25 protein-coding genes and 1 pseudogene are annotated in these 23571 nt (G+C 70.2%); 14 read left to right on the top strand and 12 right to left on the bottom strand.

All coding sequences use genetic code 11. The features are described 5' to 3' along the window. Positions 1–20: 20 nt before the first annotated feature. From fabF to Q8A52_RS26530, 6 genes are read right to left on the bottom strand one after another with little or no spacing between them, the layout of a single operon-like run. Positions 21–1271 (bottom strand): beta-ketoacyl-ACP synthase II, encoded by a 1251-nt coding sequence (gene fabF, locus Q8A52_RS26555; RefSeq protein ID WP_316755931.1) that lies wholly within the window; start codon positions 1269–1271, stop codon positions 21–23. Then, complete coding sequence (locus tag Q8A52_RS26550) at positions 1268–1747, bottom strand: SCP2 sterol-binding domain-containing protein (RefSeq protein ID WP_316755929.1); 480 nt, start codon at positions 1745–1747, stop codon at positions 1268–1270. Before Q8A52_RS26550 ends, fabF begins: the two co-directional genes overlap by 4 nt. Beyond that, the gene (locus Q8A52_RS26545) at positions 1744–3438 is read right to left on the bottom strand and encodes an FAD-dependent oxidoreductase (protein ID WP_316755927.1); all 1695 of its coding nucleotides are present in this window, start codon (positions 3436–3438) and stop codon (positions 1744–1746) included. The genes Q8A52_RS26550 and Q8A52_RS26545 overlap by 4 nt, the downstream gene beginning before the upstream one ends. Continuing rightward, complete coding sequence (locus Q8A52_RS26540) at positions 3435–4424, bottom strand: hypothetical protein (RefSeq protein ID WP_316755925.1); 990 nt, start codon at positions 4422–4424, stop codon at positions 3435–3437. The genes Q8A52_RS26545 and Q8A52_RS26540 overlap by 4 nt, the downstream gene beginning before the upstream one ends. Before the next feature lie 4 nt (positions 4425–4428). Continuing rightward, on the bottom strand, positions 4429–5544 hold the full coding sequence (locus tag Q8A52_RS26535; protein ID WP_316755923.1) for a 3-oxoacyl-[acyl-carrier-protein] synthase III C-terminal domain-containing protein: 1116 nt from the start codon (positions 5542–5544) through the stop codon (positions 4429–4431). A gap of 40 nt (positions 5545–5584) precedes the next feature. After that, positions 5585–5848 carry an acyl carrier protein gene (locus tag Q8A52_RS26530; protein WP_316755920.1) on the bottom strand — a complete coding sequence of 88 codons (264 nt, stop codon included), beginning with the start codon at positions 5846–5848 and terminating at the stop codon, positions 5585–5587. Positions 5849–6202: 354 nt separating this feature from the next. On the opposite strand from Q8A52_RS26530, the pseudogene Q8A52_RS26525 reads away from it, so the two are divergent. Beyond that, positions 6203–6505 (top strand): annotated as a pseudogene (locus Q8A52_RS26525) (eCIS core domain-containing protein); the annotation flags it as partial. Positions 6506–7391: 886 nt separating this feature from the next. Here Q8A52_RS26525 and Q8A52_RS26520 read toward each other — a convergent pair. Further along, positions 7392–7595 carry a hypothetical protein gene (locus Q8A52_RS26520; RefSeq protein ID WP_316755919.1) on the bottom strand — a complete coding sequence of 68 codons (204 nt, stop codon included), beginning with the start codon at positions 7593–7595 and terminating at the stop codon, positions 7392–7394. Between the two features lie 121 nt (positions 7596–7716). Between Q8A52_RS26520 and Q8A52_RS49105 the strand changes: the two genes are divergently transcribed. Next, positions 7717–7914 (top strand): helix-turn-helix domain-containing protein, encoded by a 198-nt coding sequence (locus Q8A52_RS49105; protein ID WP_408649259.1) that lies wholly within the window; start codon positions 7717–7719, stop codon positions 7912–7914. Continuing rightward, a complete protein-coding gene (locus tag Q8A52_RS26515; RefSeq protein WP_316755916.1) occupies positions 7860–8372 on the top strand; it encodes a hypothetical protein in 513 nt (170 codons plus the stop codon). Before Q8A52_RS49105 ends, Q8A52_RS26515 begins: the two co-directional genes overlap by 55 nt. A gap of 127 nt (positions 8373–8499) precedes the next feature. Here Q8A52_RS26515 and Q8A52_RS26510 read toward each other — a convergent pair whose 3' ends face one another. Continuing rightward, positions 8500–8856 (bottom strand): winged helix-turn-helix transcriptional regulator, encoded by a 357-nt coding sequence (locus Q8A52_RS26510; protein ID WP_316755915.1) that lies wholly within the window; start codon positions 8854–8856, stop codon positions 8500–8502. A gap of 91 nt (positions 8857–8947) precedes the next feature. Between Q8A52_RS26510 and Q8A52_RS26505 the strand changes: the two genes are divergently transcribed. The 3 genes from Q8A52_RS26505 (at position 8948) to Q8A52_RS26495 (ending at position 11889) form a co-directional block, all read left to right on the top strand. Then, complete coding sequence (locus Q8A52_RS26505) at positions 8948–9787, top strand: SDR family oxidoreductase (protein ID WP_316755913.1); 840 nt, start codon at positions 8948–8950, stop codon at positions 9785–9787. 744 nt (positions 9788–10531) lie between these two features. Continuing rightward, positions 10532–10738 carry a hypothetical protein gene (locus Q8A52_RS26500; protein ID WP_316755911.1) on the top strand — a complete coding sequence of 69 codons (207 nt, stop codon included), beginning with the start codon at positions 10532–10534 and terminating at the stop codon, positions 10736–10738. A 134-nt stretch (positions 10739–10872) separates the two neighbouring features. After that, a complete protein-coding gene (locus Q8A52_RS26495) occupies positions 10873–11889 on the top strand; it encodes an amidohydrolase family protein (protein ID WP_408649251.1) in 1017 nt (338 codons plus the stop codon). Positions 11890–12175: 286 nt separating this feature from the next. Here the strand turns inward: Q8A52_RS26495 and Q8A52_RS26490 are convergent, their stop codons facing one another. Continuing rightward, entirely contained in the window at positions 12176–12685 is a 510-nt protein-coding gene (locus tag Q8A52_RS26490) for an SRPBCC family protein (protein ID WP_316755907.1), read from the bottom strand. Between the two features lie 139 nt (positions 12686–12824). Between Q8A52_RS26490 and Q8A52_RS26485 the strand changes: the two genes are divergently transcribed. From Q8A52_RS26485 to Q8A52_RS26460, 6 genes are all read left to right on the top strand, one after another. Beyond that, positions 12825–13736, top strand: coding sequence for a helix-turn-helix domain-containing protein (locus Q8A52_RS26485; RefSeq protein WP_316755906.1), 912 nt, complete (start codon positions 12825–12827; stop codon positions 13734–13736). A gap of 189 nt (positions 13737–13925) precedes the next feature. Then, on the top strand, positions 13926–14891 hold the full coding sequence (locus Q8A52_RS26480; protein WP_316755904.1) for an SMP-30/gluconolactonase/LRE family protein: 966 nt from the start codon (positions 13926–13928) through the stop codon (positions 14889–14891). A 101-nt stretch (positions 14892–14992) separates the two neighbouring features. Further along, positions 14993–15898 (top strand): MBL fold metallo-hydrolase, encoded by a 906-nt coding sequence (locus Q8A52_RS26475; RefSeq protein WP_316755902.1) that lies wholly within the window; start codon positions 14993–14995, stop codon positions 15896–15898. 123 nt (positions 15899–16021) lie between these two features. Then, positions 16022–17560 (top strand): carboxylesterase/lipase family protein, encoded by a 1539-nt coding sequence (locus tag Q8A52_RS26470; RefSeq protein WP_316755900.1) that lies wholly within the window; start codon positions 16022–16024, stop codon positions 17558–17560. Further along, positions 17557–17793: a Rid family hydrolase gene (locus tag Q8A52_RS26465; RefSeq protein WP_316755898.1), complete on the top strand. Its 237-nt coding sequence runs from the start codon at positions 17557–17559 to the stop codon at positions 17791–17793. Before Q8A52_RS26470 ends, Q8A52_RS26465 begins: the two co-directional genes overlap by 4 nt. A 612-nt stretch (positions 17794–18405) precedes the next feature. Further along, positions 18406–18840 (top strand): CBS domain-containing protein, encoded by a 435-nt coding sequence (locus Q8A52_RS26460; protein ID WP_316755896.1) that lies wholly within the window; start codon positions 18406–18408, stop codon positions 18838–18840. 279 nt (positions 18841–19119) lie between these two features. Here the strand turns inward: Q8A52_RS26460 and Q8A52_RS26455 are convergent, their stop codons facing one another. Both Q8A52_RS26455 and Q8A52_RS26450 read right to left on the bottom strand, forming a co-directional pair. Continuing rightward, complete coding sequence (locus Q8A52_RS26455) at positions 19120–19788, bottom strand: response regulator transcription factor (protein WP_316755894.1); 669 nt, start codon at positions 19786–19788, stop codon at positions 19120–19122. Next, positions 19785–20960 carry a sensor histidine kinase gene (locus Q8A52_RS26450; protein WP_316755892.1) on the bottom strand — a complete coding sequence of 392 codons (1176 nt, stop codon included), beginning with the start codon at positions 20958–20960 and terminating at the stop codon, positions 19785–19787. Before Q8A52_RS26450 ends, Q8A52_RS26455 begins: the two co-directional genes overlap by 4 nt. A 208-nt stretch (positions 20961–21168) precedes the next feature. Here Q8A52_RS26450 and Q8A52_RS26445 point away from each other — a divergent pair, with 208 nt between their 5' ends. Together Q8A52_RS26445 and Q8A52_RS26440 are read left to right on the top strand one after the other, a co-directional pair. After that, the gene (locus Q8A52_RS26445; protein WP_316755889.1) at positions 21169–22089 is read left to right on the top strand and encodes an ATP-binding cassette domain-containing protein; all 921 of its coding nucleotides are present in this window, start codon (positions 21169–21171) and stop codon (positions 22087–22089) included. Continuing rightward, positions 22086–22910 carry an ABC transporter permease gene (locus Q8A52_RS26440; RefSeq protein ID WP_316755887.1) on the top strand — a complete coding sequence of 275 codons (825 nt, stop codon included), beginning with the start codon at positions 22086–22088 and terminating at the stop codon, positions 22908–22910. The genes Q8A52_RS26445 and Q8A52_RS26440 overlap by 4 nt, the downstream gene beginning before the upstream one ends. Before the next feature lie 278 nt (positions 22911–23188). Here Q8A52_RS26440 and Q8A52_RS26435 read toward each other — a convergent pair whose 3' ends face one another. Then, positions 23189–23302 carry a hypothetical protein gene (locus tag Q8A52_RS26435; RefSeq protein WP_316755886.1) on the bottom strand — a complete coding sequence of 38 codons (114 nt, stop codon included), beginning with the start codon at positions 23300–23302 and terminating at the stop codon, positions 23189–23191. Positions 23303–23571: the final 269 nt, after the last annotated feature.

Raw genomic sequence — 23571 nt, 5'->3', positions numbered from 1 at the left:
CTCCATGGACACGGGTGGGGTCACTCCCTGACGAAGCGTTGGAGGGCGAGCGAGACGTTCTGCCCGCCGAAGGCGAAGGAGTTGGAGAGAGCCGCCCGGACCTCGTACGGACGGGCGGTGTTCGGCACGTAGTCGAGGTCGCACTCGGGATCGGCCGCGTCCTGGTTGATGGTGGGCGGGATGACCCCCCGGTCGATGGCCAGGGCGCAGAACGCCGTCTCGGTCGCGCCGGACGCGCCCAGCAGATGGCCGGTCATCGACTTGGTGGAGCTGACGGCCAGGTTCCCGCTGTGACTGCCGAAGGCGGACTTGATCGCCTTCGTCTCGGCGGCGTCGGAGAAGGGGGTCGAGGTGCCATGGGCGTTGACGTGGTCGATCTCACCGGGCTTGAGATCGGCCTCGCGCAGCGCGGCGAGCATGGCGCGGGCGGCACCCTGCCCGGTGGGATCGGGGGCGGTGACGTGGTAGGCGTCGCTGGTCTGGCCGTAGCCGCAGATCTCGGCGTAGACGTACGCGCCCCGCGCCTCGGCCGACTCCGCGGTCTCCAGGAGCAGCATGGTGGCGCCCTCCCCCATGACGAAGCCGTCCCGGTCCGCGGTGAACGGGCGGGAGGCTCGGCGGGGTTCGTCGTTGCGGCGGGACAGGGCGCGCAGGTTGGCGAAGCCCGCGATCAGCGGCGAGGCGATGCACGCCTCGGAGCCGCCCGCCAGCGCAGCCCCGGCATAGCCGTCGCGCACCAGGCGGTAGGCCTGCCCGATCGCGTCGGCCGAGGAGGCGCAGGCGGTGACCGGTGCGGCGCCGGGGCCGCGGAAGCCGAAGCGCTGGGCGACCGTGCCCGCGCCCATGTTGATGATGGAGCTGGGCACGAAGAACGGGGAGACCATGCGGGGTGCCGTCGCGTCCTTCAGCACCCCCTCCTTCATGGTGTCGGCGCCGCCGATGGCGCTGCCGATCACGGTGGCGGCGCCGTCCCGGTCGATGCCGTCGAGGCCCGCGCGCTCCACGGCGAGTTCGGCCGCGGCGATCGCGAAGTGGCAGAACCGGTCGAGGCGTCGGGCCTCCTTGGTGGTCAGCCAGTCGGTCGGGTCGAAGTCCGTCACCTCGGCGGCGATGCGGACCGGCAGCCGGTCGGCGTCAAAGCCCTGGATCGGTCCCACGCCGGAGGTTCCGGCGAGCAGCCGCGTCCAGACCGTCTCGGTGCCGATGCCGAGCGGGTTGACCATGCCGATGCCCGTCACCACCACCCGGTGGCGGCCGGGGGCGGTGCTCATACGGGCTCACTCGGCTCGGCGAGCCCGAAGAGAGACTCCATCCGCATCGCGAGGCGCACATCACCCTCGATGTGCAGCCGGCCCTTGAGCAGCAGATCCATGCCCTGGGCCGCGGCGGAGGCCATCTCCACGAAGCTGACCGCGTCGAGGGTGAGGGTGACCGCGGGGGCGCCGGAGATCCCCGTCTCGCGCACGTCGCAGGTGTCGTCGGTCAGTACGAGGTCGTACGCGACGGTGTCGGCCGGCGGCCTTCCGACCTCCCAACGGGCGGTCTGCGGACCGTCCATGGGGCCTCCGGTGTAGCGCTCGGGCATCTGCTCGAAGACCGTGCGCAGCACGGCCTCGCCGTCAGGTGTGGCCAGCCAGGCCGCCAGGTCCTCGCGCGGCAGCCCGGCGAGGGCGGCGCGGACTTCGGAGAGCGTGCCGGAGCGCAGTCCCGCGAGTCGCTCCGGGGAAAAGGTGGGTCCGGCCGTCATGAGAGCCCTTCCGCTCGTGCGGGCACCGGCCCGCTGTTGACTGTTCGGTCGACGGCCTGCCGGAGTTCCTGCCGTGGGTCGACGCCGGGCAGCCGGGCGAGGACATGGCCGTCGGGCCGTACGAGAACCGCTTCCGCCCCCTGCAGGGCGTAGCTGTCGGCGAAGGCTCCGCTGACATCGCGCAGTTGAGGCCCGTCCGCGGTGATCACAGCCGCGGTGAGGGGCAGGCCCAGGACGGTCGGGGTCTCCTGCGCCACTTGCTGCCAGACGGCTCCCTCTGCCCCGGTGAGCAGGGCGAAGCCGGTGCGGGCCAGGTCGGTCGTGGAGATCCGGTCGCCGGCCCGGTCGAGCCAGGCGTGCGGGGCCCGGTGGCCGGCCTGGGCGGTCGGCCGGTAGTTCACAATGTCCTGGACCACCGGCTCGCCAGGGCCTGGTGCGTAGGTGAAACCCAGCGTCTGCCCCTCGAAGTCGAAGTGTGGCCGGTGCTGTTCGATGTTTCGGGCGAACTCCGCCGGGTCGGCGTCGGATTGGAGCAGCGCCCGCTTCTGGAGGGCGTTGCGCTCGCTGTACCGGGCGTTGAACTCCGCGACCGGGCGCCGCTCACGCTCGTACGAGTCGAGCAGCGAGTCGGGGGCACCGCCGCGCAGTACCGCGGCCAGCTTCCAGGCGAGGTTGTGGCCGTCCTGGATGCCGGTGTTCATGCCGAAACCGCCGGTGGGCGGGAAGGTGTGGGCGGCGTCTCCTGCGGCGAGGACCCGGCCGTCGGCGCTGCGCCAGGAAGCGAGCCCGGTGGAGCCCATCACCCAGTTCCGTACGGAGTGGATGCGCAGCCCGCCGAGCGCTTCGCCCGACTCGCCGATGGCGGCCTCGATCAGCTTGTGGTGATCGACTTCCGCCTCGAAGTAGGTGTGTTCCTCGTCGGGGGTGAGGGCGGGGATCTCCAGGAGCCATTCGCCGCGCTTGGGGTCCACCGTGATGAGGACGCCCCGTACGGTGTCGTTGAGTACCCAGTACAGGGCGCTCTCCCGGCCGGCCGTCCAGGGCGAGAGGTCGGCGGTGAAATGGATGTCGAGGAGTCTGCCGAGCGGCGTGGCAGCGGTCCGCCGCAGGCCCACCGTCTCGCGCAGCGGGCCGTGCAGCCCCTCGGCCAGGATGGCGTAGCGGGCCTCGACGACGGTGGGGCGCTCGCCCGATGCCGTCACCCTGACACCGGTCGGGGTCCGGGTCAGCTCCTCGGCCCTGACGCCGCGGATCACTCGTGCGTTCTCGGGGAGCCGGTCGACGAGCAGCGCTTCCACCCGGTTTTGCGAGCAAATGACGGGAAGTGCGGGGCTGTTGGCCACTCGCTGCATCAGGGCGTGTGCCGAATCGATGATGTCGAGGCCGGCGAGTTCGGTGCCGGCGAGCTCGGTGCACCAGGTGATGCGCGCCGTGTTCTCCAGGGACACGCCTGCACGGCGCACCTCGGCATCGACGCCCAGGTGCCTGAGCAGCTCCATGGTGCGTGAGTTGATCACCGTGGCGCGTGGGTGACCGGACGGTGCGGGGCGCTGTTCGAGGACGACCGTGCGGACGCCGTGTCCGGCGAGGAAGTGGGCCGCGGCGAGGCCGGTGGGCCCGGCACCGACCACTACGACGTCGGCCTCCAGCTGCGCGGCCGTCTCCGGCTGGTGCTCTACGGCTGCGGTCATCGGCGCACCTCCGCGAGACGGGCGACGACCGGCGCCAGACGCCGGGCCACCGCGGCGTCGAAGCCGGCCTTGAACAGGACGCGGGCGACGACGACCGCGGGCAGCCCGGCCGTGATGGCGCCGAACAGCCAGAGCACGAACACTGTGGTGAGCGCGTTGCGTTGGGCCTCGCCTCGGCGGCCTGCGGCGCGGATGAGCGGGCCCCAGACCCGGAAGGCCTTCCCGGCCAGGAGGTCGGCCGCGGCCAGCGGATAGTTGACGGGGGCCGCGTCATGGGCGGCGAGAACGGCGCGGACCCGGTCGGCCAAAGCCTCCTCGGAAGCGGTGCGGGAGGCGGGTTCGGCCTGTTCCGGGGCGAGTTCGGTTTGCGCTGGGGCGAGTTCGGCGATGCGCTCGCCGAGGAGCGCGAGCCGGTCCAGCTCGTCCGTGCCGACACCGGCGCGCGGGAACCCCCAGGACGCCTCCCGCTTGCCGGCGAGCAGCCAGCGCAGCGTGGTGACGAAGGTGACCCCGGCGGAGGCGGTGTCCACCGCGGCGATCGTGCCCAAGTAGCGGCCGCCCGCGGCCTGGAGCAGCCGCTGCACCTCGACGGCGGCCGAGTACCACATGTTCCGGCAGGCCACCAGGCCGACGACGGCACGCCCGTCGAACGCCTTCGGCTCGGCGCCGACGAGCGCCCGCATGGGCAGCGCCGGAGCCAAGTACCAGACGGGGAAGGCAAAGACGACCAGGTCTGCGTTGTCATCCTCGGCCACCGGCGGCCGGGCGGTGATCTCGGCTGCCCCGTCGGGGTCGACACAGGCGGGGAAGACACCGAAGAAGCGGCGTACGGGCCAGGGGAAGGGAAAGGGTTCCCGCGGCCTGATCTCGACCTTGCGTATGTCCCAACCCGCCTTTTCCAGCGGGTCGGTGACGGCGGAGACGGACTCCAGGAGCTGACCGGTCTGTGAGTACCAGTAGACCGTCACTCGGGGCTGTGCGCCCATGGCCTCAGGCCTCCCCCGCGGAGACGGCCGTCAGATGCGCGAAGGACACCGCGAACCGGCCGGACTCGGGGACCATCACCAGGAGCTTGTCGCCGGGGGACACCAGGCTCTCGCTGAGCATCTCCTCCAGGATCACGTAGATGCTGGCGGAGCCCATGTTCCCGACCCGGGGCAGATTGCTGTACCACTTCTCGAGGGAGGGTCCCCTGACCTTCTTGTGCTCGATCTCCTTGACCACCATGGACTTCATGCGCTCGCTGGAGTAGTGCGCGGGGAACCAGGCGAGCTCGTCCGGGTCGAAGCGGCCCTCGTCGAGCAGCCGCTGGTACTCCTTGACCCCGACCCGCACGAGATGCGGCAGCAGGCCCAGGTTCTGACGCAACGCCAGCGCGCCGTCGGCGGCGGCCTCGGCCGCGGAGGGGTAGTCCCACCAGGCCTGCTCCGCCGAGTTGTCGGCCGAGCCCATGTACATGCAGGTCTGCTCGGTGTTGGCGTAGGAGGTGAGCGAGATCCAGTCGATCCGCAGGCTCACCCCGTCGGCCGCCGGGCGGTCCTGTACGACCGCGGCGCCGGCGCCGTCCGAGAGCATGTAGCGCAGGAACGCCATCTCCATGGCGATGGCACCGTCGTCCGAGACCGGCCGGACGTCGGCGAACCGGTCGCTCCTCAAGAAACGCGAGGCCAGTTCGGACGCGGAGGCGACCGCGTTCTTCTTCTCCCCTGCCGCCACCTGGAGGTAGGCGTTCTTGAGCGCCATCATCCCGGAGCTGCAGATGCCGTGGGTGGTGACGATCTCGCAGGGCGGGCTGCCCAGTTCGCCGTGGATGCCGCTGGCGATGCCGGGCGCGACGAGATCCGGGACGGTGGTGGCCGCCGCGATGAGGTCGATGTCGTCGAGGGTGATGTCCGAGCGGTCCACCGCCTGGCGGATCGCCGCGACCGCCATGTCGGTGTTGGAGAACAGGGTCTTTTGCTGCTTGTCGATGGCGTAGTGCCGTGACTTGATCCCGCAGTTGGCGAGTGTCAGCTCACGCAGCCCCGAACTCGCTTGACCCACGCTGCCGATGTAGTCCTCGATCTCCTCGTTGGGCACCGGATCGCCGGGAAGGAAACGTCCCATGGCGGTGATGTAGGCAGGCAATGCAGAGTCTCCCCGTGATCTAGGCGATTGCTGCGGTTTCGATCTTGGAGACGGCGAAGTCCAGCACGTCGCCGACGGTGCGGAGCGAACCGAAAAAGCGCTCGTCGTCCATCGAGATGCCGTACGCACCCTGAAGGGTCTGCGCCATGGCGATGAGGTCGAGTGAGTCGATGCCGATGTCGTAGTACAGATCGGATTCCACGGAGAGTTCATCCGGGTCGGCATCGCACTTGGCCAGGAGGAATCCAGTGATATCTGCGTAGAGGTCGGTCCTCAAAGACATGTTCACCTCCCGTGCCCCACCCTCTGTGCGGCACAGGATTGACCCTGGCTCAAGCCGCTTGGCGCTCGCTCTCGCTGCCCTTGAGCGGACCGATCACGCAGGCTCCGGCGAGAAGGTGGAGCTGCTGGAAGTGGTGCCCGTCGACGCCGCTCGTCCCGACCTGGACGGAGCACCTGGGGAAGCCGCGGCCGGCGTGCTCGCGGCCGCGGGCCACCCTGATGAACCGTTAGGACAGTCGAGGAACCTGCCCCGCAGCCAGGAGCGCAGTGGTCGGCCTGTACCAGCCCGTCCCTTGCCACCGTTGACGCCACCGTGACGCAAGCCTGGAACCCTGCAGGGCGGGAGGGACTCTGCATGTCGGCTTTCACGTACGACCATCAGCAGCGGCCAGCTGCCGCCGTGATCGCAGCCAAGCTCGCCACGCAGGCGGGCCAGGGCCGACCGCTCCCGCAGGGCCTGCGGCGCGCGCTGGAGACAGACACCGGACACGACCTCATGGATGTCCGGGTCCACACGACATACGACGCCGACAACCTCGCTGACACCCTCGAGGCGCGCGCCTTCACCGCGGGCAGTGACATCTTCTTCTCCGCGGGCGCTTTCGACCCAAACTCGTCGGCGGGCTACCGCCTGCTCGCCCACGAAGTGATCCATGTGCTGCAGCGCCGGCCTCTCGGCGACGGCATCCAGGCCGCCCAGGGCTGGAAGCTCGACGACCCGGCCGGACCGGACGAGGAGCGGGCCGCGGCTCATGCCGACCGCCTTCTGCACGCCAGGGGCCCCGCAGGAGGAACTCCTCACCGCACCGGCACCGCCGCGACCGAACAGCCTCCTGGCTGCTCCCGCCGACACCCCATACCCGTTCCCGCGCCACAATCAGCCGCCGGACATGGACAGGTGCTGTGCCGGGCTCCTGCTGACGAGTACGTGGGGCGGACGGGCCTGGACGAGACAGCGCTCGGACGCCTTCTCCTGACCATGGCACTCGCCGGTGACTTGGCAACTGTGGAACAAGTCTTCGATGAACTGGGCGGGACCGATCAGGACGACGTGTCGCTTGCGTTCATGGAAACCGCCACCCCTGACGACCTCGGACACTTGCTCCGCAGCCCCGGCGGCCGAGCCCTGCTGGACCGCCTCCTCGACCAGCTGACCTCCGGATACGTCGGAGACGACGAGCAGCACGAGGCTGACCGCATCCTGGCCATGAAGAGCCTGCGTATCAGCCCCCAGGACTTCGAGGCCGGTGTCCAGGGCGCCAAGGTGTTCCCTTTCAAGCTGCCGGGGCTCTTCGTGTTCAGCGACGCCCCGATCGACGCCGACCGCAGGGAGCGCGGCCGGATCTGGGTCAAACAGCCCGTGCGGAACCCGGTCCGGCACCGGCAGCCGTCCGGGGTGACGGCGACGTCGGGACGGCCGCTCTGGCAGCAGTGGAGCTATTCGCTCCCACAGGCCGTCGGCGACAAGATCGATAGACACCAGCCGGACCCTGCCCGGAAGGACCTTCAACCACCAGCCGACACGCCGATCTCACCTGAAGTGCTCATCGGCCCTCTTCCGGCACTGACCGCCGGTCGGCGAGGCGATCCTGGTCGGCGGCGTTACCGGCACGAGCCTCGGTGCGGTGACCCCGTGCCAGGTAGTCCCGGACGATCAACTCGACAGCGTCCTGCGGGCTCCTGGTACCGGCCAGCAGCATGACCTCGATGGCCAAATCGCTGTCCAGACTGATGGTGACCTTCGCCATGACACCTCCTGAAGGGTTTCCGCGGAGCTTATCCAAGAGGCTAACGGTCGGCGATGGGTAGGTTGCGGCGCCCGGGACAGAGGGACGGGGCCGGAAACCCGACGGTCGCGGACGGCGCCGACTGTTCGCCGAGCGCGGGTATGAGGGGACGTCGGTCGACGACCTCGTCCGAGCGCTGGGCGTACACCGGGGCAGCCTCTACAAGGTGTTCGGCAGCAAGCGGGCCTCTATCTGGCCGCGCTCCGCCGCCATCTCGATCAGGAGGTGCTGCCACTGGCGAGTGCCATCGCGACCGCCGGCGACCTGCCGAACGCCCTGACACAGGCGGCCGCCGCGTACGACGGGGGCCTCGCCGCCGGGCTGCTCCTGCTCGCGGCGGCCGAGCGGGCCCCCACGGACCACGAGACGGCCGAACTGGTCACGGAGGGCCTCACCGCACTCGACCTGGCAATCCGTCAAGTACTCGGCCTCGACGGGACTCCGCAGGCACTCGCCTACGCCCTCACCGCCGCCGTCCTCGGCCTGCCCCTGCGCAGCCGGGCAGGTGCCGAGCCGACCGTCGGCGCTGAGGCCGTCCAGGCCCTACAGATCCGGCACTGGGCGGCTCGCACTTGTACGAGAACCACACGCCGTGGGCATGCCGCTTTGACCGGCGACGGGCCCTGCGCTGCGGAGGCCAGGTCTTCACACGGGGCCGTGGGGCGCCGTGAGGCCTGGCGAGCGCTCCGTACGGCGGGCAGCGTAGGGTCGTTGCGGATGCTGAGGAGGGAGCCATGACCCGCGAGGAATGGGTGGAGAGCGCGGCCTGCCGCAGCACCGACCCGGACAAGCTGTCGCCGTGACGGTCAAGCGTCCTGAACACTGATCAGATGCCCTCTAAGTCGACATACGACAACAAGAGGAGCTAACGACGGCCTCGGTCGAGCCGGTCGAACAATTCCTCGAGCGGCTCGCCGATGTCCTGTCCGAACTGGGTCAGGCCGTAGGTGACCTGGGGCGGCGCCGTCGGCTCGACCTCCCGCCAGACCAGGCCGTCCTGCACCAGCGCGCGCAGGGTCTGGGCGAGCATCTTCTCGCTGACACCTTGGATGCTCTCGCGCAGCTCGTAGAACCGGAGGTCGCCGCCGCGCAGGGAGATCAGCACCCAGACGCCCCACCTGCTGGTCACGTGGCTGAGCACATCGCGCGCGGGGCAGTCGGTGTGAAACACCTCATACCGCTTCCCCGGTTCGGCCTGCGTCAACTGCGCGCCTTCCACCATGTCCGGAGCTTACCTCCAGGTATGTTCTTACGAAAAGTAAGCCCTGCTCCTAGCGTCGTTGCCGCAGTGCACAACGGACAAGGAGCTGATCATGATCGTGGTGACCGGGGCTACCGGAAATGTGGGCCGGCCCTTGACGCGGGCCCTGACCGAAGCGGGCGAGCCGGTGACGGCGGTGTCGCGGCACGCGGCGGCGGTGCCGGACGGCGTCCGACACGCGGCGGCCGACCTGACCGAACCGGCGAGCCTCACACCCGCGCTGGACGGGGCGAAGGCGCTCTTCCTCCTGCTGTCCGGCGACCTGCACGCCCCCGAAGCCAGGCCGACCGACATCATCGGCCTGGCCGCGGCCAGTGGGGTACGCCGGGTCGTCCTACTGTCCTCGCAGGGCGTGGCAACCAGGCCGCTCGGCCCGTCGCGGGTCGCGATGCGCGCGGTGGAGGACGCGTTGCGGGAGTCCAGCCTGGACTGGGCCATCCTGCGGCCGGGCGGCTTCGCCTCCAACGCCTTGGCCTGGGCGGAGTCCGTCCGCATGCAAGGGACGGTCGCCGCGCCCTTCGGCGACGTCGGGGTGCCGATCGTCGACCCCGCGGACATCGCCAAGGTCGCGGAGGCCTGCCTGCTGGACGACCGGCACACCGGCGGGGTGTACGAACTGACCGGGCCGGAGGTGATCACGCCGCATCAGCAAGCGGAGACCATCGCCACCGCGCTCGGCTCGCCGGTGCGGTTCCACGAACTCACCCGCGACGAGGCCAAGGCCGCGATGACCCAGTTCGTGCCGGCGGAACTCGCCGACGACACCCTGGACATCCTCGGCGCCCCGAGCCCGGCCGAACTGCGGATCAGCCCGGACGTGGAACGGGTCCTCGGCCGCGCTCCGCGCCCCTTCATCGACTGGGTCGCCCGCAACATCGCCGCTTTCCGCTGACACAACTGCAGCGACCGGCCCGGCCCCACGCGCCGACGGCCGGCTGCGGCCGCGCGGGCGACCATCTCCGCGGTGCCGACCGCCGGGCGGAAGCCGAGGATCTCTCCGAGCGGTGGAGCTACCGGCCGCAGCCTGCGGCGACGCCCTAGGGTTCAGATCATTTTCTGGGTCGGGGTCCGGTCACGCCTCGCGGCGGCGCGTGGTGGGCGCCCCGACACGGCCACCTCCTCGCCCCCACGGACGCCACCTACCAGGGGCTACAAGGTCTGCATCTGGCTCAAGAACCCGCGCCGCCGCGCGTAAAACGATGAACATCGAGCGCCGACGCGCCGAGAGGCTTCCCGCCGGGTCGCGGCCGACGCCCTGACCGAGGAACGGCGCGACCAACTGGACGACATCGACCTCTCGTGGTGCCCGGCCTGGCCGGTGGAATGGCAGCGCGCCCTCCACCTCACCCGCTAGCACCTGGAAGAGACCGACGTTGTGGCCAGCCGAGGTCCCGCCTGCGATCGCGTACCTCAACGCCGCCGAGGGCGGCGGGAGGAGAATGCAGAACTGGCCACTCTTCTCCGGCCGTGCGGACAGGGCACCGTTCGTCGATGTCCGTGATGATGATCGCCTCACCAGGGTGCGGCTAGCCTCACTCGGCATCGGCCGGCTCCGCACCCTCGGCCTCCGCCTCCCCGGAACTCGCTTCGGCTGTGGGTGCTTCGCCCTCAGCCGCAGGCTCCTCGGATTCCGCGCGTGGCTGGTCGACATCGCGCTCGCCTCCGGGTGTTCGGCCCGGACGTGATCCGCGTCTGTCGCCGGCTGCTGACCTCAGGCGTCCGTATCGGCATCATCCAGCTGACCAGCGCCCCACCCCAGCCAGGCCCCCGAGCCGACGCGGGAGGCCTCGTGAGCAGCGACATCGCCCGGCCGGGCCGGCACCTCACCGCCGTGGCCCGGTGACGGATCCCTCACTGCTCCCTGTGGACCCGGTGACGGATCCCTCACTGCTCCCTGTGGACCCGGTGACGCATACCTCACGGCCCCCTGTGGAAAGGAGTGGACCCGCCACCGCATCGAGGTCGATCGTGGGCGACATGAACGATCACCGCATTGCGTCTGTCGACCCTGCCGGTTCCGCAGAACCCGCCCCCGGACCGAGCCGCCCGCACGATGCCGGGTCGCCAGGGTCGATCGCGGCGACGGGTTCGCGAGCGGCCATGAGTGACGTGCCGCTGGGTGAGGAGGCCAGTGAGGTCCGCCGTTTCTGGAGCCGGCTCGGTCTACCCGGGCTGGTCGATGTCCACACGCACTTCATGCCCGAGCGCGTCCTGCACAAAGTCTGGGGCTACTTCGACGCACTCGGACCGCTCACGGGTGGGCTCGAATGGCCGATCACTTACCGGAAGGAGGAGGCGGAACGGGCGTCCCTGCTCCGGGAGTTCGGGGTGCGGGCCTTCACCGCGATGCTCTACCCGCACAAGCCGGGGATGGCCCGGTGGCTCAACGGCTGGGCGGCCGACTTCGCCCGCCGCACCCCCGACTGCCTGCACACCGCCACCCTCTACCCCGAGCCGGGCGTCGAGACATACGTCCAAGAGGCCGTCGAGTCGGGTGCGCGCGTCTTCAAGGCGCATGTGCAGGTGGGAGCGTACGACCCGGCCGACGAACTCCTCCAGCAGGCCTGGGGGTTGCTGGCCGAGGCCCAGATCCCCGTGGTGATCCACTGCGGCTCCGGGCCCGCGGCCGGCAAGCACACGGGCCCCGAGCCGATCGCGCAGGTGCTGGCGCGGCATCCCCGGCTGCGGCTGATCGTCGCGCATCTGGGGATGCCCGAGTACGAGGAGTTTCTCGGCCTTGCCGAGCGGTACGGGGAGGTGCGGCTGGACACGACGATGGCGTTCACCGACTTCACCGAGGCACTCATGCCGTTCCCCCGCCGGGCCCTGCCCCAGCTCGCCGGACTCGGCAACCGCATCCTGCTCGGCTCCGACTTCCCCAACATCCCCTATCCCTACCTGCACCAGCTCCACGCCCTGGAGCGGCTGGGCCTTGGAGAGGAGTGGCTGCGGGCGGTGTGCCACGACAACGCGGCAGACCTGTTCGGACTGTGAAGAGGAAAGCTGTTCGGGGAGGACTGGTCCATCCCTGACAGGGTGGGAAACTGCACTTCTCCGTACCCGCCGAAGAACGAACCGTCCTTGACGTCAGGGAGACGTCCCGCCCGACCGTACCGTGCACGGCCCGACAAGATGTCGACGTACCGGCTTGCGGCGAAGCTGACACTCATTGCGGACTGCCGGGGCTACCCCACCGCTTAGTAGGGCTAGGTCACGTTCCTGTCGGGGTGGGTGCGTCGCGGTGGCAGGTGGGACAGGCGCCCGGAACGGCTGGTCGGGATCACCTCGAGCGTTCTTCGGCCAGCCATTGGGCGAGGGCGGTGAGGGTGACTTCGACGCTGTTCGCCATGTAGCCAAGGAGCGCGTCCAGGTCGGTGCGGGTGGTGCCCAGCACCGGGTCGAGGCGCAGCAGTCGCCAGGACTGCTGGACGACGGTTCCGCGCCCCTGGGGGGCGAGGGTCCATTCCCAGCGCACGATGCCGCTCTCGGCGCCGCCGACGACGAAGCCGAAAGCCGCGCCGGGGTCGGCCTTTACGACCTGGGAGCGGGTGGTCCACTCCTTGCCGTCCCTGCGGTTGCGGCCGCTGAACCAGTCGCCGACCCGGGGTCCAGCGCTGTGGTCGAAGGCGACGTCGCCGGCGTTGGGACTCCAGCGACCGATCGCGGACACATCGCTGATCAGCTCGTAGACTCGGGCGGGCGCGGCGTCGACCCAGGCGCGTCTGGTGAAGGCGAAGTCGGATGCGACCAGAGCCTCGAAGGAGTCGTTCTCGGTGGTGGCGGCGCTCAAGGTGACCTCCTGGGTGCGCGCGGAATGCCGGTTCAGCTGAATCCACTTCACCGACGGTCCGGCAGGGGAGCCAGACCCACCGTTGCCTATCCACAGCTGGGTCAGGCTGGGTGTTCCGAGGCGGCCCATACTCGGAGCCATGGATGGAAAAACGCGGCTCGGGGACTTCCTGCTGGCGCGGCGCTCCCAGCTGCGCCCGGAGGATGTCGGGGTGCCCACCTACGGGGAGCGCCGTCGTGTGCCGGGCCTTCGACGCGAGGAACTGGCACTGCTGGCGGGTGTGAGCGCTTCCTACTACACCCGCCTGGAACAGGGACAGTCACTGAGCGCATCCGCGGAGGTTCTGGACGCGATCGCCGGGGCTCTGCGGCTGGACGAGTCCGAGCGGGGGTACCTGCACGACCTGGCCCGAGTGAACAGGCATCGCGCCCGGGGCCGACGGCCCGCTCCGGAACGGGTGACGGAGGCGATGCGCCAGTTGCTGGACGTGTTGGGCGACGTTCCCGCGATCGTCCTCGGCCGGCGCAGCGACGTGCTGGCGTGGAACCGCCTGGGTCACGCGTTGTTCGCCGGGCACCTGGACCCCGGTGCCCCTGAGACGCCGGCGCAGCGCCCGAACATGGCCAGGCTGGTGTTCCTCGACTCCCATATCCGTGACCTGTACGTGGACTGGCCGAGCAAGGCCAGGGCGGCGGTCGGGAATCTGCGCCTGGTGGCGGCCCAGCATCCGGAGGACGCGGCACTGCATGCGCTGCTGGGTGAACTGACCACGAAGAGTACGGAGTTCGCCTCGATGTGGGCCGACCACCGCATCAAGGCCTGCACCGTCGCCCCGTACGAGATGCACCATCCGCTGGTCGGGCCCCTGACCATCATCCAGCAGACCCTGAGCAACGGGCCGGGCCCCATCGTGGTGGTCGCCACCACAGAAGCGGGCTCGCCCTCGCGGACCGCGCTCGCCCTGCTCGCGCAGGCCACCAGCAAGGCCCCCGCGCAGGCCGGCCTCTCCTCCGACCTGGCGCAGACGCGGCCCCGCGCCGACAAGGACTGATCCCCACAAGGTCACCGGGCGCTCGGCCGCAACGAGCCGGCATTCGTTCCACCCAGGCACGGCCGACGGCCGGCCCTGCCGCGGGCATCCGCGGGGCGCCGCCCGGCCAGAAGAACCCACATCCCCACCAATGCGTCGGCGTGTTGCTGCCGCATGCCCGAAAGCACCCCGACAACAGAGAAAGAAACCATGTTCAAGAAGCCCTTCACGTCCGCCGTGACGGCGGGCGCTCTGGTCGTGGCCGCTGCCGCGGCGTTCAGTCCCGCCCCGGCCTCGGCCGTCTCTGCGCCACTGAACAGCGCGCGGATCGCCGCCCACTTCGACCTGGCCAAGGGCCAGACGCCGGAGAACGTTGCCCTGGCACCGGGCGGCCGCGCGTACGTCACCTTCGCCAAGAGCCGCCAGGTCGCCGAGGTCTCCCCCAGGGGCGACGTCCGGATCCTGGCGACCCTGCCCAGGCCCGCCGACGGCGGTGTCCACACCCCGGCCCTGGGCTTCCCGCTGACCGTCGGCCTGGTCCGGGCCCACGACGGCACGCTGTACTTCCTGTACGCCACCGGCACTCCCGATCTCACCGGCGTGTGGCGGATGCGTCCCGGCGGGCAACCGCAGCGGATCGCCGCGCTGCCCGCAAACGGCCTGCCCAACGGCCTGGCGCTGGACCCGCGCACCCACACCCTCTACGTCACCGACTCCGTGCTCGGCACCATCTGGAGCGTGCCCACCACCGGCGGCACTCCCACCGCCTGGGCCACCGCCCCCGAGCTGACCCCCACCGGCTTCCTCGGCGCCAACGGCCTGAAGATCCACAACCGCGCGGTCTGGGCCACCAACCTCGACCAGGGCACCCTCCTGCGCATCCCCATCCTCCGGGACGGACGCGCCGGCGAGATCCACACCCGGGCCAACGGCATGCCGGGGATCGACGACATCGCCTTCACCAGCCACGGCGACCAGCTGCTGGCCGCCCTCGACGAGCCGAACGAAGTCGCGCTCGTCCAGCCCGACGGCAGCCATTCCACCGTGCTGACCTCGGCCGACGGCCTGCAAAACCCGACGTCCATCGCCCTGCGCGGCGACACCGTCTACGTGCTGAACGCCGGCTGGCTCACCGCCAAGGACCCCAACCTGATCCTCGCCCACCTGGACCGGTAGAGCACCGGGCGCAAGCACAGACCCGAGGCACACCGGCCCCAGGACGGCTGGTCACACCATCCCCGGCCCTCCAAGAAACCCGCCCTCTACGGAGAGACACCATGCAGGACACACACGAAATCACTCTGGGCAATGTCACCATCACCCGGATCGAGGAGATGCACGGGCCGATCATGCCGTCGGACCAGTTCTTCCCGGATCTGCCCGAGCAGGCCTGGAAAGACCACCGCGACACGCTCGTGCCCGACCACCTGGGTGCCGACGACGCCATGGTCCATGTCGCCATGCAGACCTGGCTGCTGCGCAGCGGCGGCCGGACCATCCTGATCGACACAGGCGTCGGCAACGACAAGATCCGCCCGGCCGTCGAGGCGTGGGACCACCTGCAGTTGGACTACCTCGGCAACCTCGCCCGCGCCGGTGTGCGGCCCGAAGACGTCGACCTGGTCGTCAACACCCACCTGCACGTCGACCACGTCGGCTGGAACACCCGCCTCGTCGACGGCTCCTGGGTGCCCACGTTTCCGAACGCCACCTACCTGATGCCCAAGCCCGACTTCGAGTTCTGGAACCCCGCCAACAACCCGGACATCGCCGGCGGCGTCAACGAGCACGTCTTCGAGGACAGCGTCGCCCCCGTCCTTGCCGCGGGCCAGGTCCAGCTGTGGGAGACAAGCCACCCCCTCGACGCGCACCTGCGCCTGGAAGCAGCACCCGGCCACACCCCCGGCTCCAGCGTCGTCAAACTGCACTCCGGCAGCGACCGGGCGCTGTTCGCCGGGGACCTGATGCACACCCCGCTGCAGGTCACCCACCCGGACCACAACAGCTGCTTCTGCCAGGACCCGGCGCAGGCTCGCACGACCCGCCGCAGGCTGCTCGGCTGGGCCGCCGACCACAACGCCCTCGTCCTGCCAGCCCACTTCAGCGGCCACAGCGCCCTGGAAGTCGAGGACCGGGGCAGCGGCTTCGCGATCAAGAAGTGGGCGCCGTTCACCCGGTACTGACACCGATGCAGAGCCCGCCGCCGCTCCGGCCGCCCCGGAGCGGCGGCTCCAGCGGGGGATCCCGCGAGTGCTGTGTGGGTTCTCTTCGCCCACCAGGGCCGATGCCCGCAGAAAGGAATGACTGTGTACGACCATCACGCCCCGGTCGTGACCACCGCACAGGGAGCGGTCCGCGGCCTGCGCCAGGGCGAGACCGTCGCCTTCCTGAACATCCCCTACGCCGCCCCTCCGCTTGGCGCCGGCCGGTTCGCCCGGCCGCAGCCGCACGCGTCCTGGGACGGCGTACGGGACGCCACCGTGCCGGGACCCAACGCGCCGCAGTCCGTACGCAAGCTCGGCAGCGTGGACATGTCTCCCTACTTCGGCAGCGGCTGGAGCCGAGGGGAGGACTACCTCACTGTCAACGTCTTCACGCCCCCAGCCGCGAGCGGCGGCCTGCCCGTCATGGTGTTCGTCCACGGCGGCGGATTCGTCGCCGGCTCGACGCGGTCCGCGCTCTACGACGGCTCCGCCTTCGCCCGGGACGGCGTCGTCCTGGTCACCCTCAACTACCGGCTCGGCATCCACGGGTTCCTCCACCTCCCCGCAGCGCCCGCCAACCGCGGACTGCTCGACGTCGTTGCGGCGCTGCGCTGGGTCCAGGAGAACATCGCTGCCTTCGGAGGCGACCCGCACAGCGTCACCCTCTTCGGCCAGTCGGCCGGGGCAACCATCGTCGGTGGCATCCTCGCCACGCCAGAAGCCGGAGGACTCTTCCACAGAGCCATTGTCCAAAGCGGCAGCGGCCTGGGGGCATTCACGACTGAGCAGGCCACCCGTGTCACCCGGGCAGCAGCCGAGGCCCTGGGCATCGAGCCCCGCATCGACGCCTTCGCGGAGGTCTCCGACGAGCGCCTGCTCAAGGCCGCCTCCCGTGTCACGGGCATCGACCTCCAGACCGAGACGCACAGCGATCCGCTGGTCGGGCTCAGCCCCTTCAGTTTGGTCCTCGACCCACAGCCCGCTCAATCCGTCGCGGCCGGCCTCAGCGCGGATATCGACCTACTCATCGGGACCACCACCGAAGAGGGAAACCTCTACCTGGTCCCCGTGGGCAAGTACTCCACCTCGACCGCCAGGAACGTCACCGCGGCAGCGGCGCGCTCCCACCCGCGTCCGGCGCAACTCGTCGCCACATACAAGAAGACGCGTCCCAAGGCCTCCTTCGGCGAGCTGTGCTCCGCCATCATGGGCGACGCCCTGTTCGGCGCGGGCAGCTGGGCCCTGGCCGAAGCACATGCCACCCACCCCGAATCCGCCACCTTCTGCTACGAGTTCGCGTGGCGCTCCCACGCCCTGGACGGACAACTCGGTGCCACCCACACGATGGAGCTGCCTTTCGTCTTCGACCTCGCCCATATTCCCCAGTTGCACGGACCGGGCGGCCTGCTCGGCCCCGACCAACCCCCCGCGGACCTCGCCGCACGCATGCACCAGACCTGGGTCCGCTTCGCCACGGCGGGAAACCCCGGCTGGGCCTCATACGACAACGAACGCCGGGCCACGATGCGCATCAACGCCGAATGGACCCAGCTCGACGACCCCCGTAGCCAGGAACGTCAGGCCTGGACCCGGCCCGCCGTATCCAGCCCCGTACGTGCTCCCCTCAGGGACACACCATGACCAGAACCGTCATCACCGCCAAGAGCACCCCCACCCTGGCAACCCCGCTGTTCCAGGGCATCCGCAAGGGCCCCGTACTGCAGGTGTCCAGTCGGCTGCCGCTCGCCCCGGACACGGGCGAGATCGCCGGCACCACGGTCGCCGAGCGGAGCGCACACACACTGCGCCACGTCGCCGCCGTGCTCACCGCGGGCGGCGCCGGCCTGGAGCACGTCGTGATGCTGCGCGTCTAGGGATCCCCGCAGAGAAGAGGAACGCGGTCCCGTTCGCGCTGTTCGCCGGTCGGGGCTCTGCGAGCGCGCAGGGCACGTCACCGAGTGGGCGTCCACAAACCGCTCCTGCGGACGTGACCCACTTTCCCGCCGAGGAACCGGAAACCGGGACCATGTACCCCCAGGTGGTTGCGGGGGTCAGGACAATGACATGCCAACACGGGACCACTACTGATCACCGACATTCGTCTGTTGAGCAGCCTGAAGGACCCGGCCGGCACGTCGTCCTGCCCGCCTTCGACAACGACCCCGCATCCATCCCGACAGACGCGTGACCCCATTCCCGGCGCTCTCCAGACCGAGCAGAGCCAGGCCGGGCCTGACTCACAGCACGATCTGCACGCCCTGGGCCGTGGTCCGTGCCGCCTACGCCTCTGGCACGGGCAAGCAGTAGCCCGACCGGCAGGCGCATCGCGGCAGCGAGGGGGCGGAGACCGGCCCGGGCCGGGCCGGAGCACACCCGGTCTCTCCCCCAGCCCCGGAAGCGATCTTGCTCCATTCGTGGTGTCATCAAAAATAGACGCCATGTGGCACACACGCCTGAGATGAACGCTGCGAACAGCGGGAGGAATCATGGCCGGCAAGCTCAGGGCCCGGGACATCATGACCGGCGGAGTGCAATGCGTAGGCGCGCACCAGTCGTTGCAGGACGCTGCGCGGATGATGCGCGATCTGAAGGTCGGCGCGCTGCCCATATGCGGTGACAACAACAGGCTGACGGGGATGATCACCGACCGTGACATCGTCATCAAGTGCTGTGCCGAGGGCATCGACCCGTCGACGGTACAGGCTGGTTCCCTGCAGGGCGAGATCCACTGGATCGACGCCGAAGCGGACGCCACCCAGGTCCTGGAGACCATGGAACAACACCGGATCAAGCGCCTCCCGGTGATCGACGTCAAGGGCGGCCACCAACTGGTGGGCATGATCAGCGAGGCCAACCTCGCCAAGAATCTCACCGACACCCAGCTCGCCGAATTCACCACCCGCCTCTACGCGACCGCCTGACGCGCTCCACCTCGGTCTGGACCTCGTCCGTGACACCGGCAGGGCCACGGCCAGGAGCTCGACCAGCCCGGGCCGTCGGCCGCACGGTTGACGGGCGGCGACTCCTGCTCGATCCGGACGCCGTCAACCTCGACGATGACGACGAAGAGGACTGAGCCAGCCCGGGACCGGCCAGTCCTGTGTACAGCCGCAGAGGGTGGCGTGGTAGCGGCGGCTCCCACACGAGACGTGTGCGACGACAGGGCATTTCCGGCTTCACCATGGGGCCTGAGACGCCCATCAGAGAGGCAGGGTGACGAGCCCCATCTCATAGGCGGTGATGACGAGCTGGACCCGGTCCCGGGCGCCCAGTTTGGTGAGCAGCCGTGACACGTGCGACTTGGCGGTTGCCACCGTGATGAAGAGGTCCTCGGCGATCTCGGTGTTCGACCGGCCGCGTCCGACCAGGGTCAGCACTTCCCGTTCCCGCTCGGTGATGCCCTCGACGACCGGCCGTGGGGAGCGCTCCGGGGCCGGCGCGGGGCGCCGCCCGATGAAGTCGGCGATCAGTCGGCGCGTCACACCCGGCGCGATCAGTGCGTCGCCGGCGGCGACGACGCGGATCGCCGCGAGGATGTCGTCCAGCGCCATGTCCTTGACCACGAAGCCGCTCGCGCCGGCCCGGAGTGCGCCGTAGACGTGGTCGTCCTCGTCGAAGGTGGTCAGGACGAGGACGCGCGTGGTTGCCGGACCGGTCGTGATCAGGCGGGTCGCCTCGATCCCGTCCATGCCGGGCATCCGGATGTCCATGACCACGACGTCAGGGCTGGTGTCGCTCACCAGTTGGACGGCCTCGGCGCCGGTGGCGGCTTCACCGACGACCTCCAGGTCGGGGTGATCAGCCATGAGCACGCGGAGACCGGACCTCACCAGCGGCTGGTCGTCGGCGAGCACCACCCGGACGGTCATCGGGCCTCCGCCGGAACTCCGACGGGCGCGGGCAGCGGCAGCCGGGCTGCCACCCGGAAGCCCCCCTCCGGGCGCGGCCCGATGCTGAGGTGGCCGCCCAGCAGACCGACCCGCTCCCGCATCCCGATGATGCCGAAGCCGTGGGCCGAGCCGTTCTCGGTGGCGCCGCGCCCGTCGTCGACGACCTCCACGGACAGTTCCTCGTCTCCGTAGGTGATGGCCACCCGGCAGCGTCCGGTGCCCGCGTGGCGGACCACGTTGGTAAGCGCCTCCTGCACGATGCGGTAGGCGGACAGGTCGATGTCGGCCGGCACAGGACGCTGCTCCCCGCTGCGGCGAACGTCGACGCGTACCCCCGCGCCCGCGGTCGCTGCCGCCAGCCGTTCGAGGTCCGCCAGCCCCGGCGAGGGTGCGAGCGGTGACTGCTCCGAGGTGGTCGCGCCCCGGTCGGCCTGACGGAGCGACACCAGCGTGCGCCGAAGGCCCGACAAGGTCTCTCTGCTCGTGGCCTCGATGGCACGTAGGGCCTCGCGGGCCTGTGCCGGCTGGGTCTGGATCACCCGGCTGCCCACACCGGCCTGAATGGCGATGATGCCGATGCTGTGCGCGACCATGTCGTGCAGCTCCCGTGCGATCCGCAGCCGTTCGCTGGTCACGGCCTCGGCCACCTCCTGTGCACGCAACGCCACCGCGTGTTCGCGGCGCTCGCGGCTCAGCAGACCGGCCATGCAGGATGCGGCCAACGCCAGGAGGGCGATCACCTCGTTGACGGCCAGGCCGTCCCCGTGCGCGAAGACGCCGATCACCAGGAGCTGCACTGCGACAGACACGGCCACGGCGACCATCGAAGCGCGCCGTACGCAGGTGGCGACGATGAAACCCAGCACGAGGTCCACCGCCAGATACGACAGGAACTGGCCCTGGTACGACGCCGACCGGCTCTCATGGCCGGAACTCGGAGGGCCCACCACCACAGCAGTGGATCCGAGGAGTGCCATGGCCAGAGCCAGCAGCGGCATCCGTCGCACCACGTCGGCGAGCAGGCTCACAGCCAGCAGTGCCCCGACACCGTGGACCGTGCCCGACGCCCGCGGCGCGCCCCCCACCAGCAGACCCACCACGAGGAGGTATGAGGCACCTCCCACCCAGGCCACGGCCTTGGTTCTGGTCATCAGCGGCATTCCCTCCCGGGAGCAACGCCGTGATGCGCGACGCGCGCAGGCAACGGAGTGATCGTCATGGGGTTCACGCCGCGAGACTAACCCGCCACCGCCTGCGCGGCATCAGCCCGGGGACGTACGCCCACGGGCCCATGCGGCCGCACGATTGCCGCCCACGGCCCCATGTCCGGGCGGGGGTCCCCTCGGCAGTGTGGGTGCCGTGATCGAAGTCAGCGAACTCACCAAGCGCTACGGCAGCAAGACGGCCGTCGACCATCTGTCCTTCACCGTGCTGCCGGGCCAGGTCACCGGATTCCTCGGCCCCAATGGAGCCGGCAAGTCCACCACCCTGCGGATGATCCTCGGCCTGGACGCGCCCACCACGGGCGCCGCCACCGTCAGCGGCGTCCCCTTCCACCGCCACCCACGGGGGCTGCGGCATGTCGGCGCCCTCCTCGACGCCGGGCAGATCCACGGCGGACGCAGTGCCGCGGCCCACCTGTCCGCCCTGGCCCGCAGCAACGGCATCCCGCGGCGCCGGGTGGAGGAGGTGCTTCAGGAGGTGGGGCTGGCCGAGGTGGCGAACCGCCGCATTGGCGGATTCTCCCTCGGCATGAAGCAGCGTCTCGGCCTCGCCACCGCCCTGCTCGGCGACCCGCCCGTGCTCATGTTCGACGAGCCGATCAACGGCATGGACCCGGAGGGCGTGCTCTGGGTACGCCGGCTCTTCCGGCGACTGGCCGCCGAGGGGCGCACGGTCTTCCTCTCCAGCCACCTGATGTCGGAGATGGAGAACACCGCCGACCAGCTGGTCGTCATCGGCCGGGGCCGCCTCATCGCCGCCGAGTCGGTACGGGACTTCGCGGCCCGCAGCACCCGTCGCAGCGTCGTGGTGGGGACACCGCAGGCCACCGAGCTGGCAGCCGTACTGACCGCAGCGGGCGCCTCGGTCGAGCCGGAGGGCTCGGCCGGCGCCGAGAAGCTCGCCGTGACCGGGCTCCCGGCGGACCGGATCGGAGCGCTCGCCTTCGAGAACCGCATCCGGCTGGACGAGCTGACCACCCGCACCGCCTCGCTGGAGGCAGCCTTCATGGAAGTCACCGCCGACAGCACCGAGTACCTGGGAGCAGAGCCCCGATGACCCCACTCGCCTCCGTCACCGGGACCGCCCCCGCCGCCGGGTCGCCCGCCCGCTTCCGCGACCTGCTCGCCTCCGAGTGGATCAAGATCCGGTGTCTGCGCTCCACCTCGTGGACTATCGGACTCACCGTCCTGTTCGTCGTCGGGTCCGCTGCCATGGCCACGCTGGCGGACAACGCCGCAGGCTCCGGCCCCGCCGACTTCCTGCCCTTCGATGCCTACCCGGCGGCGGGCTACTGGACGCTGATGCTCGTCGCCAGCAGCATGGGCGCACTCACAGTCGTGAGCGAGTACAGCAGCGGGCTGATCCGCACCACCACCGTGGCCGTCCCGGCCCGCCGCTCGGTCGTGCTGGCCAAGGCGGCCGTCACCGCCGCACTGTGGACCGTGGTCGGCACGGCCGCCTCCACCGGTTCCTTCTTGGTCTCCCAGGCCATCCTGAACGGGCACCATGCCGGCGTTCCGATCACCCACCCCGGGGTGTTCCGGGCGCTGGCGGCATCCGCGTTGCTGGCTCCAGTGTGTGCCCTGGTCGGTCTGGGCCTCGGCGTTCTGCTCCGGCATGCCGCCGGAACCATGGTCACCGGCGTCTTCACCCTGTTGATGCTGCCCACCATGTTCTCGGAGAGCAACCGCTGGTCGGCGGACGTCAAACACGCGCTGGTGTCGGCCGCCTGGAATCGCCTGGTCCAAAACTGGGGGCCGGATCCCGGGTCCCTGGGCTACACCGCCACGGTCCCCGGCTCCTGGATCGTGTACACGCTCTGGCCGCTGATCACGATCGCACTCGCGGTGCTCGTCGTGAGGCGCCGCGACGTGTGAGTGTGCCTCCAGAGGCGAGATCCCGGTAGCTCGTCGCCGCCTCGAGGACGGTCTCTCATCAATGAACATCTGTGAGAGTTCCGCGAGAAGCCCAGGAGCGATCCGGCGGTCCTGATCGGCCCATGTGGCAGGACGCGCAGCCTGGCCCACCGTTCCCGTCGCTGATCGGTGTCCGACGTTCAGCCCCGACCTGCTGGCGCGGGCTCGCACTCCCGTGCGCCCATCCGGCAGCGCCTGATCAGGTTCTGCCGGGCGCGGTTCGTTTGGATTTGCTGTGGTTAGCCGACGATGGCGACTCCGATCGGGTTGTTGCCGACGCTGATGGGGGTCCCGATCACCTGGTTGGTGCGGGTGTCGATCACTGACACGGTGTCGTCGCGGGCGTTGGTCACGTAGGCGAGGTCGTCGCAACCGGGTGGGTGCTGGGCTGCTGCCGCGTGCGGAGCGCGTGCGGGCAGCAGCGCGGCGCACAGAGCGACCAGCGCCCCAGCCTTCCCGGGATTTGGGGCCCCTGGGCCGATGGCAGCACCGGAGTTCGCAGCGCCCCGGCAGAGCCTGGCGGATGCTCCCGCCGGCCTGCTGAACTGCCCAGGTCAGCGACGCATCCGGCGGGGCGTCAGATGGCGCAACAATCCAGCAACACCACTATCCCTATCGGATA

The organism is Streptomyces herbicida, assembly GCF_032656585.1.
In the GTDB taxonomy this organism is placed as follows: domain Bacteria; phylum Actinomycetota; class Actinomycetes; order Streptomycetales; family Streptomycetaceae; genus Streptomyces; species Streptomyces herbicida.
Note: the sequence above shows the minus strand (reverse complement) of the source record. Positions and strands in the feature narration are given on the sequence as shown.